At 49.1% G+C, this 16,366-nt stretch carries 11 protein-coding genes; 6 read left to right on the forward strand and 5 right to left on the reverse strand.

The window, feature by feature from the left end; all coding sequences use genetic code 11:
- Nucleotides 1–205 precede the first annotated feature (205 nt).
- A complete protein-coding gene (locus AC1S5B_RS14985; RefSeq protein ID WP_482036472.1) occupies nt 206–517 on the reverse strand; it encodes an ArsR/SmtB family transcription factor in 312 nt (103 codons plus the stop codon).
- Between the two features lie 222 nt (nt 518–739).
- Here AC1S5B_RS14985 and AC1S5B_RS14990 point away from each other — a divergent pair, with 222 nt between their 5' ends.
- From AC1S5B_RS14990 to AC1S5B_RS15005, 4 genes are all read left to right on the forward strand, one after another.
- Complete coding sequence (locus AC1S5B_RS14990; protein WP_482036473.1) at nt 740–3,406, forward strand: two-partner secretion domain-containing protein; 2,667 nt, start codon at nt 740–742, stop codon at nt 3,404–3,406.
- A gap of 28 nt (nt 3,407–3,434) precedes the next feature.
- On the forward strand, nt 3,435–5,168 hold the full coding sequence (locus tag AC1S5B_RS14995) for a ShlB/FhaC/HecB family hemolysin secretion/activation protein (RefSeq protein WP_482036474.1): 1,734 nt from the start codon (nt 3,435–3,437) through the stop codon (nt 5,166–5,168).
- Between the two features lie 86 nt (nt 5,169–5,254).
- The gene (locus tag AC1S5B_RS15000; protein WP_482036475.1) at nt 5,255–5,476 is read left to right on the forward strand and encodes a hypothetical protein; all 222 of its coding nucleotides are present in this window, start codon (nt 5,255–5,257) and stop codon (nt 5,474–5,476) included.
- 225 nt (nt 5,477–5,701) lie between these two features.
- Nucleotides 5,702–8,152, forward strand: a complete 2,451-nt coding sequence (locus tag AC1S5B_RS15005; RefSeq protein WP_482036476.1) for a CHAT domain-containing protein — start codon at nt 5,702–5,704, stop codon at nt 8,150–8,152.
- 101 nt (nt 8,153–8,253) lie between these two features.
- On the opposite strand, the gene AC1S5B_RS15010 is transcribed toward AC1S5B_RS15005, so the two are convergent.
- The 4 genes from AC1S5B_RS15010 to AC1S5B_RS15025 form a co-directional block, all read right to left on the reverse strand.
- Nucleotides 8,254–8,727 (reverse strand): SgcJ/EcaC family oxidoreductase, encoded by a 474-nt coding sequence (locus tag AC1S5B_RS15010; RefSeq protein ID WP_482036477.1) that lies wholly within the window; start codon nt 8,725–8,727, stop codon nt 8,254–8,256.
- Nucleotides 8,724–8,921 carry a hypothetical protein gene (locus tag AC1S5B_RS15015; RefSeq protein ID WP_482036478.1) on the reverse strand — a complete coding sequence of 66 codons (198 nt, stop codon included), beginning with the start codon at nt 8,919–8,921 and terminating at the stop codon, nt 8,724–8,726. Before AC1S5B_RS15015 ends, AC1S5B_RS15010 begins: the two co-directional genes overlap by 4 nt.
- A gap of 409 nt (nt 8,922–9,330) precedes the next feature.
- Nucleotides 9,331–10,905: a hypothetical protein gene (locus AC1S5B_RS15020; RefSeq protein ID WP_482036479.1), complete on the reverse strand. Its 1,575-nt coding sequence runs from the start codon at nt 10,903–10,905 to the stop codon at nt 9,331–9,333.
- A 120-nt stretch (nt 10,906–11,025) separates the two neighbouring features.
- Nucleotides 11,026–11,973 carry an ABC transporter ATP-binding protein gene (locus tag AC1S5B_RS15025; RefSeq protein WP_482036480.1) on the reverse strand — a complete coding sequence of 316 codons (948 nt, stop codon included), beginning with the start codon at nt 11,971–11,973 and terminating at the stop codon, nt 11,026–11,028.
- A 147-nt stretch (nt 11,974–12,120) separates the two neighbouring features.
- On the opposite strand from AC1S5B_RS15025, the gene AC1S5B_RS15030 reads away from it, so the two are divergent.
- On the forward strand, nt 12,121–13,926 hold the full coding sequence (locus AC1S5B_RS15030; protein WP_482036481.1) for an ATP-binding protein: 1,806 nt from the start codon (nt 12,121–12,123) through the stop codon (nt 13,924–13,926).
- 214 nt (nt 13,927–14,140) lie between these two features.
- The gene (locus AC1S5B_RS15035; protein WP_482036482.1) at nt 14,141–16,336 is read left to right on the forward strand and encodes a CHASE2 domain-containing protein; all 2,196 of its coding nucleotides are present in this window, start codon (nt 14,141–14,143) and stop codon (nt 16,334–16,336) included.
- Nucleotides 16,337–16,366 lie beyond the last annotated feature (30 nt).

The raw sequence follows: 16,366 nt of genomic DNA on the forward strand, positions 1-16,366 counted from the left end.
TATAGAAGTTCATCGAGCTTGCCTACTTATTTGTAGGCATACATTTACTTAGAGTGATGAATTTATTGAGAGTCGTCCTCTTATCATTTCAAATAAAGTTGATTTGTCGTGTTTGGCAAAACACATCTTTAAGAAAATTCACTTAAAAAAGTTGATGGATAGCACACTGCTAAAAGTCACCCCTAGCTCTGGGTCATGCATTGCTTTAGCAGGAGCGAGCCGGAAGCATGGCGCTAAAGCGGCGATAGTCGGCAAGGTACTGCTCAAGCACAACAAGCTGAGGCAAGTTCAGACTGTAATAAATCCAGCGACCCTCTTGCCGCGATCGCACTAATTCAGCTTCTTTCAAGGCTTTGAGATGAAACGATAGCTTCGATTGGCTCACCTCTAAGCGATCGCATAAATCACAGACACAGAGTTCCTGTTGCCTGAGCAGATCCAAAACCTTGAGCCTGAGCGGGTCAGAAAGGGCATGAAAACCTGCTGCGATCGCTGGAGAAATAACTGCTTGTACCATCAACTTTTTTTGAAATATATCTTTAATCTTATGAATAAATGTCATTTCGTCAACAGCGATGAATGGTTCAAGCAACTCCAGTGGTGGCTTAGAGAAGCTAAGGCAGTTCTACAGGTATTTTGGAAAAGTTGTCCATTAGATTGAAAAAAGAAAAATCTTGCTTAAATTGTTGAACCATGAGATTTTTTGATCAGCTTAAATAATTATTGAGCATTAAAAACGATGGTTGCACTCTCCAGTGACATCCAGGGATTACTGCGATCGCCCCTTGCAACAGGAGTCGCGATCGCGGGGAGTTTTTTAGTCAGTCAAAGTAGCATTTTGTTGGAGGGGATCTCTCCTGCCGTTGCCCAAAACATTGTCACCGACGGCACTTTAGGCACCCCAGTAGTCGCGATTCCGATCACGCCCAATGGCACTCTCAACAACCCCGCTCAGCCAAACTTGCCCGCGCTATACCCAAACGCCTACATTATTCAGGAAGCCTTGGGGCGAGCGATCGGCAATAACTTATTTCATAGCTTTAATCGCTTTAACCTGAGCAACGGCGAATCGGCGGTCTTTCAAAGCGGGGGCAATATTCGCAACATTTTGTCGCGAGTCACTGGCGGCAACGCCTCCATCATTGATGGTTTAATTCAAACCCAAAGCACGAACGTCAACTTGTTTCTGATTAATCCCCAAGGAATTATCTTTGGTGCCAATGCCAAGCTGGATATTGGCGGTGCTGGGGGACGAGGCAGTTTTGTCGCTACGACTACCGATGCGTTGGTTTGGGGCAATGATCCCACTCGTCAGTTTAATGCTCGGACTCCCGGCGGAGCCACCAGCTTACTTGCACTAGTCGGCGATCCCAGCGGTTTTTTGGTGGGGCAAACGCGACCGGGCGCGATCGCGGTTAATGGCAGCCAGCTTCAGGTGTTTCCCAATCAACGGTTACTGTTTTTAGGCGGTGATTTCACCCAAACTGGTGGAGTATTGGCTGCTCAAGGAGGGCAGGTTGAAATTGCAGCGATCGCGGGTAGTGGAACGATTGGCTTGAATTTAGACAACCCGGCTGTATTTGGCTTTGCTATTCCCGCAAGTATGCAGCGGGCAGATGGTTTGATCAATGGCGGAATTATCAGTACCAGCGCCAGAGATACCGAAAGTGGAGACATTTCGATTCAAGCAGAAACGATTACCGTCACCAATAACAGCCGCCTGTTTGCCGAAACCGCTGGAGCCGGGAACACAGGCGACATTTATCTGATTGCCTCCGACTCAATTGAGGTCAGCAACCAATCGACTTTGCAAAGCATTGTGCGATCTGGAGGCGTGGGCGATGGCGGCGTGGTCTTTTTGAAAGCACCGAACACGGTTTCTATCCTGAATGGGTCGGGGCTTTTTAGCGTCATCGATCAAGGCGGCAGCGGCAAGTTTGGCACCAACGATTTTGCGGGCAATGTGTTTGATGCGTTGTTGGGTCGGGCAGGCAAGCCCATTGTGGGGTCGGTGTTTATTGATGCAGGGTCGATTTTGCTGGCAAATGGCTCCGTACTCAATGCCAGCACTGCGGGAAATGGCAATGCGGGGACGGTGCTAGCGCTAGCTCAAGATACGATCACCATCACGGATAGCGTGATCGGCAGTATTGTTTTACCCACTGCAAATGGTAGTGCAGGTGGGGCGATTTTAGGCGCAAGTTCTATTTTGATTAATGGTGCAGTGTCGGGACTAACGACTTCAACGGTTGGCAATGGCGATGCGGGATTGATTTTGGCGGTTGCCAGCGATCGCATTACTATTGACGGTCGCACCAACGGCATTTTTAGCACCGTCGAACCTGGAGTTTCTAAAGCGGCCGGGGGCATTGTGATTGGGGCGAAAGTCCTCGAACTGCGAAATGGCGCAGGAATTAGCGTAGATAATGCAGGCAGTGGGTCTGCGGGAGACATTTTTATTACCGGGCTTGGAGTGTATCTCGATCGCGGCGCTCGAATTTCAGCCATTACAAAATCGGGACAAGGGGGCAATATTGAGCTTCAGGTGGGCGTTTTAATTCTGAATAACAATAGCAACATTTCCACGGAAGCGGGTACGGCTGAGGCGGGAGGAAACGGGGGCAATGTTTTGATCACAGGCGGCACGTTTAGCTTTGGCAGCGATCGCGCCTTTATCGTGTCTGGCAAACCCATTGGCAACAGCAACATTCGGGCGAATGCCTTTACAGGCAATGGCGGCAGCATTTCCATCTTGGCGTATAAACTGACTGATATTGCCCGACGAGCCGATGTGTCTGCTACCAACGACATTGATGCAAGTTCCCGATTTGGGTTGAGTGGCACCGTGGATCTCAGCGTTTTAGATATTGACCCAGAACGGGGCACCGTCGCATTGGCGGTTCGCCTAACAGATATTACTAACCTGATTGCGGAGGGCTGTGATTCTAGAGGCAAACTATCCCAGGGACGATTGGTTAGCACCGGGCGCGGCGGATTGCCCAGCAGCCCCGTCGAAACCTTGGCAGATGAATCGGTGGTTGCTAACTGGGTGGCAGTGCCAGAAAAGCATGAGCCAGAAAAGCAAACCCGCGATCGCCCAACCACAGTCTTGCAGCGAAACCTAGGAGAACCCACGCGTGATGCAGCATCACCAGATCTGATTGCAGAAACTCCAACAGCAGACGCGCTCAATTTCAGCGAAGACCGCCCCCAACCGTGGCAATCAACTTTTGCCAGCCCTAAACCTGCTCTCCCCGTAGCCCAAAATCGCAAACCCTCTTTTGAAATTGTTGAAGCCCAGGGTTGGAAATTGGATTCCGATGGTAACGTAGTTCTCGTTGCTCATCCCTCGACTACTGAACCGCACATTCCCTGGCTTTTGCCGCCAACTTGCCCTACGCCTTAGTCCCTTTGTGAGGAGATGATCAGAAGTTTTGAATACCCAGTCATTTAATGCCCCCCTTGGTTTGTTCGGGTTGATCGGGTCGATGTTGGTCTGTCCAACCGCGATCGCTCAACTTCCTGCCCTTGATCCACGGATCAATCAACCGCCTTCTTTAGAACCCCTGCCCATCCCTAGAATTGAGCCAATTCCATCGCCCGATCAGCTTTTGCCCTCTTCGCCAACTACGCCTTCCTCGCCTGAACAACTTCCGATCGATACGCCCCAAAACATTCAGGTGACGAAGTTTGTAGTGGTTGGCAGCACCGTTTTTTCTGACAAAGAGTTGACGGAAGCGATCGCCAAAGACATTGGGGCAATTCCACCTACAGGACGCACCTTTTCATTAACGGAGTTGTTTCAAGCGCGATCGGCAGTAACCAAACTCTATACTGATCGCGGCTATCTGACATCGGGTGCCTATCTTCCGCCTCAAAAACTGCAAAGCGGCGTGATCGAAATTCGGGTTGTGGAAGGCAGTTTAGAAGATATTCGAGTAATAGGCACCAAGAAGTTAAATCCGGGTTATGTTGCCAGCCGGATTGGGATTGCTACCCAAGCACCCTTAAACCGCGATCGCCTGTTAGAAGCGCTGCAACTGCTGCAACTCAATCCGCTGATCGCCAATATCTCGGCAGAACTATCGGCGGGATCGCGCCCCGGCACTAGCCTCCTAGAAGTGACCGTGACCGAGGCAAAATCCGCTTCAGCAACCTTCACCGTTGATAATGCACGGGTGCCCAGCGTCGGCAGTGTTCGGGGGCAAGCCGCCGGGTTAGAACAAAACCTACTGGGGTTTGGAGATGCCCTCAGCATCTCGTTTACTAAAACCAGTGGCAGCACCGCCGTAGACTTTAGCTACGCCGTCCCCGTTAGCCCCCGCAACACAACCCTCAGCTTCAGTGCCGGATTTTCTAATAGTGAAGTGATTGAAGCTCCGTTTGATATTTTAGACATTAAATCTGCTTCAAACTACTTAGAACTGACGGGTCGTCATCCGCTGATTCAAACGCCGACTCAAGAACTGGCGGTTGGGTTAACGCTCGGTCGCCGCAGCACGCGCACTCAATTGTTGGGCGATATCCCGTTTCCGAGTCCAGGTGCCGACACTGAGGGACGGACTACCGCATCAGTTGTGCGCTTTTTCCAGGAATATACCAAACGCAGCAGTCAATCAGTGTTTGCGGTGCGATCGCAGTTTAATGTTGGGGTGAATGCACTGGGTGCCACCGTCAATATTGAGCCACCCGACACCCGCTTTTTTGCCTGGAGAGGGCAGGCGCAATGGGTGCGGTTGCTGGCTCCCGATACGCTGCTGATTGTGCGCGGTGATTTACAGTTGGGCGATCGCCCTTTGCTACCCATTGAGCAATTTGGCGTGGGCGGTCAGCTGAGTGTGCGCGGCTATCGCCAAGATTTACTGCTGACCGATAACGGAGCGTTTGGATCTGCTGAAGTGCGAATTCCTATCCTGCGTCTGCCCAAGCAGCAGGCAACCCTGCAAGCCACGCCCTTCATTGAGTATGGGCAAGGATGGAACAACGGCGAATCTCCCAATCCCAATCCTAGTGCTTTAGTCTCTGCGGGATTTGGGCTACGGCTGCAAGTGAGCAACAGTTTGACCGCCCGTATGGATTTTGGATTTCCATTAGTAAAAGTGGATTCTCAAAAAGAAACCCTCCAAGAAAAAGGAATTTACTTTTCGGTCGTTTACTCGCTCTTTTAAGGCTTCAAATCGAGAATTAAAGTTGAGTCGGCTGTGTTGAGCCATGGGGAAGGCACCATGAATGAATTTAAGAGTTAAACAATACTATGAAAACTTGGAAGAGATCAGGTCGCCGTAATCGGCTAAAGAAATCGCTCAATTCCTACCTCAAAGCACTATTGTTAACCGCATTAGCCGCCGCGATCGCCCTACTTACTATCCTTGCCCCCAAACTATCGCCTGTAATGGCAAAAAATCCAGTGACTCCGGCTTTAAGCACGATTCGTGAGATCCCGTTGGGAATCGCTCAAGCCAAACCCGGACAGTAAGGAAAAGCATTATTTGAAACCGGACAATATCAACAAGCCGCAGATGAACTAGAACAGGCAGCGAAACTCTACCAAGCCCAGGGAAACTCACTGCAACAGGCAGCCGCCTTAGCCAACCTATCCCTCGTTCATCAACAGCTTGGCGCGTGGGATTCCGCCACCTCCGCGATCGCCGCCAGTCTCAGCCTGCTCCAGCCATTGAGTCATAGCCCCCAAGGAATCCCCGTGCTTGCCCAAGCGTTAGAAGTACAGGGACGGCTACAACTCAATATCGGCGAAGTGGATCAGGCATTGGCAACCTGGCAAAAAGCAGAATCACTGTTTCAGAAAGCCAATGATGCCGAAGGAGTGGTTCAATCCCAGATGAATCAAGCTCAGGCTTTGCGATCGCTGGGGTTTTATCGCCGTAGCCTAGATAAACTGAGCGCACTCAACGCCACTCTGCAAGCTCAGCCCAATTCTCGCCAAAAAGCGATCGCCTTGAGAAACTTGGGGGATGCGCTGCAAGTCGGCGGCAGTTTGGAGCAATCGCGCACCGTGCTAGAGCAAAGCTTGCAGGTTTCCGAAGCCGTGAATGTTTCTAATGATATCGCCGCTGCTCTGCTGAGCTTGGGTAATTCCGCCCATGCCCAAAAGGATGCCAAGCTTTATCCAGCCGATGCGATCGCCTACTATGACCGCGCCGCCAGCCTTGCAACTACGCCACTGGTGCGAATTCAGGCACAACTCAATCTACTTAGCCTGCTTGTGAGTCCTCAAGCTGCGAACCAATCGGGCGATTCTCGTAGGGATGGTTTCACGAATCGCATCCAGCAACTCCTCACCCAACTGCCTGCCCAACTGGATCAACTGCCTGCCAGTCGTGCCGCCGTCTATGCCCGCATCAACTTCGCCCAAACCCTACTCAATTTTGCCAATCCAAAACCCCTTGCTGAAAATCAGCTTTTGTCCAATCAGCCTTTGTCTTCTGCGCCCAGTCGCCCTGCATCGATCTTGGCACTCTCTCGCCTATTGGAAAGCACCCTCCAACCAGCCATTCAGCAATCTCGCAGTTTGGGCGACAAACGCGCAGAATCCTACAGCTTAGGCACCTTGGGCACTGCCTATGAGAAAGCAGCGGCTCAACTCGCACCCACGAACGTCACCGCGCAAACTCAGCAATTGGAGTATGCCAGGGAGGTGACTCAAAAGGCGCTGGTTCTGGCACAAGCAACCAATACATGGGATATTGCCTATCGCTGGCAGTGGCAACTGGGGCGGTTGCTTAAACAAACGGGCAACGTGAAAGAGGCGATCGCTGCCTACGATGCGGCAATTGAAAATTTGCGATCGCTGCGGGGTGATCTGGTTTCTGTGAATCCCGACGTGCAATTTAACTTTCGAGACAGCGTGGAGCCAATCTATCGCCAATCCGTAGACTTGCTGCTATCGGAAGCTGAACCTACTGCCGATAATCTGGAAAAAACCCGTCAGCGGATTGAATCACTCCAGCTTGCAGAACTGGATAATTTCTTTCGGGAAGCGTGTCTCGAAGGTCAACGGGTCTTGCTAGATGACATTGTGGATAAACAGAATCCGACGACGACGATTATTTATCCAATCGTGCTGCGAAATCCAGTCACATCCGAAGTCAAGATCCAAGTCATTGCTAAAATTCCAGATAAGCCGCTCAAGCGCTATGCTCCTATCGTTTTGCCGATAAAAGAGTTTGATGCCACGATTGATCAAATTACTAACACGTTAGATGGTGGACTGACTCAGCTTCAACCCTTTCAAACTGCCACTCGCACCGTCTATAACTGGCTGATTCAGCCGATTGAGCAAGATATTCAATCCGCGATCGCCCCAGAAGATCCCAAAACCAAAGCTACTCCCGACACCAATAAAGGGGCGGCAAAAGTGGAGACTCTGGTTTTTGTCCTAGATGATCGCCTGCGTCAAGTGCCCATGGCGGCTTTATGGGATGGTCAGCACTATCTCGTTGAACGCTACGGCATCGCCCTCAGCCCCGGTTTGCAGCTACTCGACCCTAAACCAATCAAGCGAGAACCCCTGAGAGTGCTTGCTGCCGGGTTGAGCGATCCTCCCCAATCCTTTGGATTCGACAAGCTCCCTTATGTAGAAAGTGAAATCGCCTCCATCACTAAACTAGGCTTTTTGACTACGCCCCTTCTAGAGCAAAACTTCACTCGCAAAACCCTAGAAAGCAACATTAATGCGGCACCTTTTAATGTGGTGCATTTGGCAACCCACGGTCAATTTAGCTCGAATGCCAAAGATACCTTCATTGTGGCAGCCGACGGACCCATCAACGTGTCTCAGTTTGATACCTTATTGCGTAGCCGTGATGCGACTCGCCCTGAAGCGATCGAACTGTTGGTATTGAGTGCTTGCCAAACTGCCAAAAATGATAATCGTGCCACGTTAGGATTAGCCGGGTTTGCGGTTCGCTCTGGAGCAAGAAGTACTTTGGCATCATTGACTAATGTGAATGATGAATCAACATCATTGCTAATGGCAGAATTTTATCAACAGTTGAGCAATCCAAAAGAGTCGATTACCAAAGCAGAAGCCCTGCGGCGCGCCCAAGTTGCCTTACTCCAGCACCCGACTGACTATGATTTGCGTGCCCCCAAACTCTGGGCACCTTATATCCTCATAGGCAACTGGCTCTAGGCAACAACTAAAAAGCCTTAGGGCATCCCGCCTGTCTCAAGGTCGCTGGTTTGCCTGCGATGTTGTCGTAGTGATGAATTCTGTCAACATCACCTGCTGAACTATGTCGTTTTTTCGGGCATTCCTGAAGAATGATGATCAACAATCAACCAGCGATCGCCCACCTTATGGTAGACGAAGGTAAATCTTGCCCTTACATTTGAGGTCTGACCATTTTTGACCACGGCAAAGGTGTAAATGCCAGAGTTGACTGCCACGTCACAGTAAAGCTGAATATTTTGCTCCTCAATCCGACCATCGGGTTTGAGGCTGAGAAACCGCTGAAAGTAATCCTCAATTTCAGGATGGGTATGCCGCACTTTATTAGAAACGGTGGGAACTAGAATCGCCTCATCCGCATAGTTTTTAGCAACTTCGCTGGGGTTGCCTGTTTGTAAGGACTGATCCCATTGCTCGAACAGTGCCGCAATCTCAGCTTTGGTCACCGTTGGGCAACTGGCATCTGCGTAGACAGGGTTACAAAACAAAATCAACAGTGCAAACACGCTAACGATAAATAATGTGATTTTTCTCATAAAGTAATGATCTGCTTGGAAGGATTTCTGCTTAGCGCTGTGTATGAATCTGGGAAACAACCCACCGTCACTTCTGCCACTACATCTTTGACGATGCACTGATCCGGTTCTTTGCGCCCTATGCTATCAGGATGGCACCAGGGCGATTCCCCCTCTGCTAGATTCCGTTCCAAGGCATATAGATCGCACATCATCGGGAGCCTCCGAGAAATCCTATCGTTTTATGGCAGAAAGCGAGAGGACTCGGAGGCTAAACGGTATCTCGTTCCGAGACGCTGCGCGAACCATGCCGCGAAACCCTCTAAACTCTCGTGGCATGGTTGTTTACCCACCCGCGACAACGCCGACATAAAAGCCTAGCACCAAAGTTCGTTTGCACTCGCAGACAGCGGCGCAGAAAAGTTGGTAGACCTGGAAAAGCTTGAGGGGCGATGGGAACCATCCCTGCAAGACACAAGTTAATAATCTTTTGGATTGTTTGTCAAAACCGCAGGCTTGCAGGGTGAATCAGTGAAGCAACCATCCAACCAGACCTCTTTGAGAGTAGAGGCGATTGCAATGAAGTAGAAACCCCAAGAAGCGATTCTTAGAATCACCGCTCCTTTAGGACGATAAGGATGTCAATTCTGATTCTCCAGCGCGACGCAGTTGGAGCGTTAGTTGAGCAGTCAGACCAGTTAGAGCCAGCAGTTGCCCAAATAGACCCAACAAAATCGTCATTTTAGAAGCAGATTCAATACTGGCAAAAGCAAAGCCAGACAGCATCCAGGGAAGGCTACCGTAGTCAGGGCGGACTCCCATAGCTAGCATAATAACGGGTGGCAGGGCAATAAGTCCCCCAAGGATGGCAAGGGCAAAGCCCGATCGCTTCTTAGATGGGCTAAACAAAATTAGTTGAGCGATCGCCGCGCAAATCATCATAAAGGTGGCGTTTAGCAGCAGCGATGCGAACCCTTGCAGTTGTTGAGTGGGCTGATTCCAGGTCAAAATCCATGCCGTGAAAAGGGCGGTCGTGAGCAGTAGGTTGAGGGCGATCGCGGCGATCGCGGGGCTGTTCTCGCCAAAAATCCAGTCTCGTAGCGCTGCTTTTGTCAGCTTCACCTTTCTGCCAGAGTTGCGTGTTTGTCGATAGCGTGCCCAATCGAGCAAGGTTTGGCGGTGAGGGGTCAATGCCGCAATCAAGACTAAAAACCAGAATGAATTGAATATAATCAACGCAAACAAATCGTAGAGCGGACGGTAGTACTCCTTCTCGCCCACGGCATAGAAGACAAAGCCCAAGATAAACACCTCGACACAAACGGTCATGGCGTAACTTTGGCGTTTGCTAATCAACGTTAGGTTCGGATTGCCAAATCGACGGTTGATGGTTTGCCAGAACCAGAATGTTGTGACTGCACAAATCCCTAAAGTGAAAGCCACTAATAGCCCCAAGTTGCTTGCGATCGGCAAGTGATACCAGAATGGGAAATTAGCAAAATCTTGTCCTGGGGAATATCGTGATCCTTGCCAAATTTGGTAGAAAATTGTGTAGACTCCACAGACGATCGCCGCACCTAGCAAGCCGTGAGCAGCACCCAAAAAGGCATAGAAGATCGCCCCTGTGTAGAAAACGCAACTGATAGCAGGAACCACTAGATAAAGGCTAATCAGTTGTGCAGTATCAATCCCGCTGTGAACCGCTGCCCACAAATGCAGCGGCACTGCCAGCAACACTCCTAGATAAGCGAGTAGCGGCACACCCAGCAGTTTCCCTAATAAAATTGTTTGGCTAGATTGAGGACTGAGCCGAATAAAGTTCAAGGTGCCGCGCTGTTCCTCTTGTGCCAAATCGCTGATCAGCAAATATACGCCTGCGATGAGCAAAATAAACGGCAAAATCCAGGTGAGAGCTTGAAACACATCTGCCCACCAAACTTGCCAGTTGATTAAAACATTCCCTTGAGCGTCTAGCACACAATCGTTCAAACGGTAGGTTTCTTTGCCCGTGCAGTAGAGGCTGGAGGTCGTCAGTTTTGGAGTGGGGAGGGCTGCCCAATAGCAGAATAGCAGGGAAAATTGAACCAGAAAGGAAGACAAAACTGTCAGGGTCAGGTTGCGATTTTTGAGGCGACCTTTGACTTCTCGAAAAAACTGCGGATTCCAATCTGAGAAAGATAACAGCAGGTTAGGAAGCATAGCGAAGGCTCCAAAAGAGAAGGACGAGTTGCGAATGTCGAACGGTGAATAAAAACTAGCGATCGCGGGGGATGTGTTAAGCGTTGCCGAAACGCACTACTACTTTTATGAAGCTTACTTTTATGAAGCTTGTTGATGTCCTAGCTTAAGGAAAATGGTTTCGAGATCTTCTTGAGTGGGATGAAACTCGGATAGCGGAATTCCGGCAGCAACTAGCGATCGCAATAAAGTGACCCCAGCCTCCGCATCACCCGAAAACTCTACTCGCAGCCGTTGACCTTCCAGCATCTCAATATTTCCTACATCAGAATACTGACAAAGTTCTGACCTAAGCGCATCTGGATCACCCAAAGTCGCCAAGATGATTTGTTGACGGCTGAGGCGGCTGTAGAGATTTTGCAAAGACGTGCTTTCCACTAAATAGCCCAGTTCCATAATGCCAACGGAGGTACAGAGTTCTGCCAAATCGCTGAGGACATGGGAGGAAATCAAAATCGTCATGCCTGCTTCTTGCAAAGTTTTGACGATCTCGCGAAACTGCATCCGGGCGATCGGGTCAAGTCCAGAAACCGGCTCATCCAGCAATAGCAACAGCGGTTCGTGAATGATAGTGCGTGCCAAACTCAGCCGCTGCTTCATGCCGCGAGATAGGGTAGAAATTTGGCTGCTACGTTTATGGCTTAGCTGCACCAAATCCAACACGTCTCGTAAGCGTTGAGTGCGACGTGGCTCTCGCAACTGATAGAGCCGAGCAAAATAGTCGAGATAATCCCAAACGGTCAGGTCATCATAAAGCGGGTAGTCATCGGGCAGATACCCAATATGTCGCTTGAGTTGAGCGTTACTTTGATCCCGCAACAGGCGATCGCCATTGATAAAAATTTCGCCCGTTGTGGGATCTTCAGCGGCGGCAAGTAGACGAATCAAGGTGGTTTTGCCTGCTCCGTTGGGTCCAATTAACCCATACACCTCGCCCACTTCAACGTTTAAATCAAGTTCGTGAATCGCCCGGTAGCGATCGAACTGCTTAGTCAATCCACGGGTGGAAATTGCCAGGTCTTTCACCATATCAAAAGGTTGAAAAGTTAACGATAGCCTAGCCTGTCCCTACAGAATTTGGCATCGCCATTTCGGAAATGGAAACAGAGTATGGGAACTTCTCTAGTTTTAACGGGCACACTACGATTTGACATTGCTTAACAAGGAAAGGACGTGATGCCCACGGTATTCCATCATCTTTTATCAGAGTCTTTTGTGCCCCATGGTCACTGTTACCTCTGGAAACCTGAACTCGTTTGGCTGAATGTGATGTCGGATGGGCTGATTGCGCTGGCATACTATTCGATTCCAATTGTGTTGCTCTATATTGTTCGCAAACGGGGCGACATTCCCTTTGACTGGGTAATTTGCTTATTTGGTGGATTTATTGTTGCCTGTGGCACCGGGCATCTGCTGAGTATTTGGACGATATGGCACCCCACTTATTGGCTTTCCAGCGTGATCAAATCGTTCACGGCTGCAATTTCGATTGGCACGGCACTCGTTTTGGTTTCGCTAGTTCCTACTATTCTAAAGCTGCCCAGTCCGAGGCAAATGGCAGCAGCAAACCACCGTCTAGAAACCGAAATTTTGGAACGGCAGGAAGCAGAAAAAGAACTAGAAAAGATTCACCAACGTTTAAAGTTTCATGTTGAAAACTCCCCGTTAGCAGTGGTGGAGTGGGATCAAGATTTTTGTATTCAGGGATGGTCGAAACGGGCAGAGGAGCTATTTGGCTGGAATGCCACAGAAATAATTGGATTGTCGCCCCATGAACTAAAGTTTATTTATGAGGAAGACGCTGCGATCGTGGGTGAAATGATCGCCCGGTTAGCTGATGGCAGCACACCTCGCAATTTTTGCCAGAATCGTAACTATACAAAGACAGAAAACATTGTCCATTGTACGTGGTATAACTCAGCCCAATTTAATCCAGCAGGGCAGATTGAATCGACGTTATCACTCGTGCTAGATGTGACAGAACAGAAGTTAGCGCAAGAAGCACTACAACAATCTGAGGCAGATCTAAGGCAGCGATCGCAGCAGTTGGAAGAAACTCTACAAGAACTCCAGCAGACTCAAAGCCAACTGATCCAAACAGAAAAAATGTCCAGCTTGGGTCAGCTTGTAGCGGGGGTTGCTCATGAAATTAATAATCCTGTCAATTTTATTTTTGGCAACTTAGATCACATTAATACTTACAATCGTGACTTGATTGGATTGATACAACTCTATCAAATCTATTATCCAAACCCTATTGAAGAGATTTGCGATCGCATTGAGGAAATTGAATTTGATTTTCTCCAAGAAGACTTACCTAAGATTTTGTCTTCTATGAAAATTGGGGCGGATCGAATTCGTCAGATTGTACTATCTTTGCGAAATTTTTCACGCCATGATCAATCCGAAATGAAGTCGGTCAATATTCACGAAGGAATCGATAGTACATTACTAATTTTGCAACATCGCCTCAAAGGAACTGGCGGTTATCCATCAATTAATGTGATTAAAAATTATGGAATATTACCCCTAGTAGAGTGTTATGCAGGACAGCTCAATCAAGTGTTTATGAATGTTTTAAGCAATGCGATCGATGCATTAGGAGAAGAAATCGGAGTTAGAAATTTGGTATCTAAAACAGAGTCTAGCTCTCAAAATTTAATGTCTAGCCCTTGTATTTCGATTGAGACTGAATTGATTGGCAATACCCATGTAACGATTCGGATTACTGATAATGGGGTTGGGATGTCAGAGTCCGTGCGATCGCAGTTATTTGATCCCTTTTTCACCACTAAGCCTGTGGGAAAAGGCACTGGATTGGGGCTATCCATCAGCTATCAGATTATTGTAGAAAAACATGGTGGTAGTTTGGATTGTGTATCTCACCTTGGGCAGGGCACCGAGTTTACAATTCAAATTCCTCTTATCCCTCAAAAAACTAAATTAAATCAAACACCGATATCAAGAAAGCACTTGAACTAGCGCCCAGGCAGTAATTGCTAGGGGCAACACCCACCGCAACAGCGATCGCGCTGTGTGCATCATGATGAGTTCGTAAATCATTCATGCTGATAGGTTACGGTTATCCCCAGATAGGGCATCCTAATAACTGTGACATGTGTAGTCTCATCAATATGGCATCTCCAGGTTTTTTGTAGGCTGAAACTATAGGCTTCTTTGTAGACTGGGACATACCATGGCGTTTGACAAGCATCGAAATCTTTTGCAGCGTCTTTACAAAGTCACCCAAAGACAACATAGAGTTACACTGACCGCCTTGGGCGTGACTGGCTGTGTGCTTGCAGTCCGCTTAACAGGGTTGTTGCAAGGCTGGGAACTCGCAACCTACGACCAAATGATTCGCCTGCGCCCCGCCGAGCCGCAGGACGATCGCATCGTAATGGTTACCATAGACGATTCAGATTTACGTCAAATTGGCAAATATCCGATTCCCGACACTGCGTTGGCTAAACTCCTGAAAATCTTGCGAACCGCAAATGCTCGTGCGATCGGCTTAGATATTTATCGCGATTTGCCTGTTGAACCCGGTCACCAAGCTCTGCTGCAAGCCTATCAACAAACCCCCAATTTAATTGGAATTACTTATATTGCCGATCAAGACCATCCAGAAGTTTCAGCCCCTGCTCTCCTTAAACAGCTAAATCAAGTTGGCTTTAACAATTTGGTGCATGACCAAGATGACAAAGTGCGACGAGGGCTATTGTATTGGAGATCAAAAGATAAACGTCCGGCGCGTCAGAGTTTCGCACTGATGCTATCACTGAAGTATTTACAAACTCAGGGCATCAAGCCGGAATCTGCGGCTGACCAGTCGGGTAATTTGCAACTGGGCAATGCTATCTTTCGGCGATATACGTCTCATGATGGTGCCTATACCTTAGCGGATGATGGGGGCTATCAGATTTTGCTTAATCCCCGTGGCGCTGCTAACAGTTTTCGGCAAGTATCGATTACCGATGTATTCGCTGGAAAGGTGTCGCCAGGGATATTTCGCGATCGCGTTGTATTAGTGGGATATACCGCCGTTAGCGTCAATGATTTTGTGTTCACGTCTTACAGCAGTCAGTTGATTGGGGCACCGCGTGCCATTTCAGGCGTAGAATTTCACGCAAACTTGATCAGCCAAATTGTGAGCGCAGCGAAAGACGAACGGGCGTTGATCAATAGCTGGACAGACCCGGTGGAATGGCTGTGGATTCTTGCCTGGGCTGGGGTTGGGGCAGTCATTAGCTGGCAACTTCGATCTCCACGCCTGTCTGTGGTAGGCATTGCGATCGCGGGAACGGGTTTAGTGCTGATTGCCTATGGTTCCCTGCTGATTGGCTGGTGGATTCCCGTCGTGCCGCCGCTGGTCACCATGACCGCCTCAGCGTTCGTCATCATTGCCCACATCGCTCGTGTGCAAGAAGAACTGCGGCGCTCCAAAGAATTTCTCAACACCATCATCAACACGATTCCCGACCCTATTTTTGTAAAAGATCGAAATTATCAATGGGTTGTGCTGAATGAAGCATTTTCCAGATTTTTGGGCTATCCCCTCGCAGAATTGATTGAGCAATCAGACTACGATGTTTTTCCAAAAGCTGAAGCGGATGTTTTTCGGCAGCAAGACGATACGGTGTTTCGCACGGAACGGGACTGTCACAATGAAGAAGCTTTCACCGATCGCAATGGCTTCACTCATCAGATTGAAACGAAGCGATCGCTGCATAAAGATGCCGCTGGAAACCGCTTTTTAGTCGGCATCATTCGAGATATTACCGAGCGCAAACGCATGGAGGACGACCTGAAGCGCACTACTGCTGAACTGGTGCAATCTAATGCAGAACTTCAGCGATCCGCCACCCAACTCAACCATGCTGCCAACCACGATTCCCTCACCGGCTTACCTAACCGCAAGCTATTTCACGAACGGTTGGAACAGGCGATCGCAGGGGCACAGGAAAAAGATCAACTGGTTGCCTTACTTTTTCTCGATTTGGATGGCTTTAAACAAATCAACGACACCAAAGGACACGACATTGGTGATTGGTTGCTCGAAGCCGTGGCGCGTCGTCTGACGGGCTGTTTACGCGGCAGTGACACCGTGGCGCGGCTGGGCGGCGATGAGTTTACCGTGATCCTACCGGGGATTCCCAGCGCCCAGGATGCTGCTAGAGTCGCCACTAAATTACTCAGTACACTGGCTAAACCATTTGAATTGAAAGGACATCTCATCTCCATCACCAGCAGTGTTGGGATTAGCCTTTACCCTCATCAGGCATCTAACCTAGAAACCTTGCTAAAGGAAGCAGACAATGCCATGTACCGAGCAAAGCAAGCGGGTAAAGGGCGCTATGAGTTTTCCTCAATCCCGATGGGAATGGGCTAACAAAGTTCGGAGCGCACCGTTTCCCCCTTC

Source organism: Leptolyngbya sp. CALU 1928, assembly GCF_056784215.1.

Bases quoted from the DNA above. Each gene is read 5' to 3' on its own strand.
- AC1S5B_RS14985 (WP_482036472.1), bottom strand. From the start codon at position 517: ATGGTACAAGCAGTTATTTCTCCAGCGATCGCAGCAGGTTTTCATGCC.
- AC1S5B_RS14990 (WP_482036473.1), top strand. From the start codon at position 740: ATGGTTGCACTCTCCAGTGACATCCAGGGATTACTGCGATCGCCCCTT.
- AC1S5B_RS15000 (WP_482036475.1), top strand. From the start codon at position 5,255: ATGAAAACTTGGAAGAGATCAGGTCGCCGTAATCGGCTAAAGAAATCG.
- AC1S5B_RS15010 (WP_482036477.1), bottom strand. From the start codon at position 8,727: ATGAGAAAAATCACATTATTTATCGTTAGCGTGTTTGCACTGTTGATT.
- AC1S5B_RS15015 (WP_482036478.1), bottom strand. From the start codon at position 8,921: ATGATGTGCGATCTATATGCCTTGGAACGGAATCTAGCAGAGGGGGAA.
- AC1S5B_RS15020 (WP_482036479.1), bottom strand. From the start codon at position 10,905: ATGCTTCCTAACCTGCTGTTATCTTTCTCAGATTGGAATCCGCAGTTT.
- AC1S5B_RS15025 (WP_482036480.1), bottom strand. From the start codon at position 11,973: ATGGTGAAAGACCTGGCAATTTCCACCCGTGGATTGACTAAGCAGTTC.
- AC1S5B_RS15030 (WP_482036481.1), top strand. From the start codon at position 12,121: ATGCCCACGGTATTCCATCATCTTTTATCAGAGTCTTTTGTGCCCCAT.
- AC1S5B_RS15035 (WP_482036482.1), top strand. From the start codon at position 14,141: ATGGCGTTTGACAAGCATCGAAATCTTTTGCAGCGTCTTTACAAAGTC.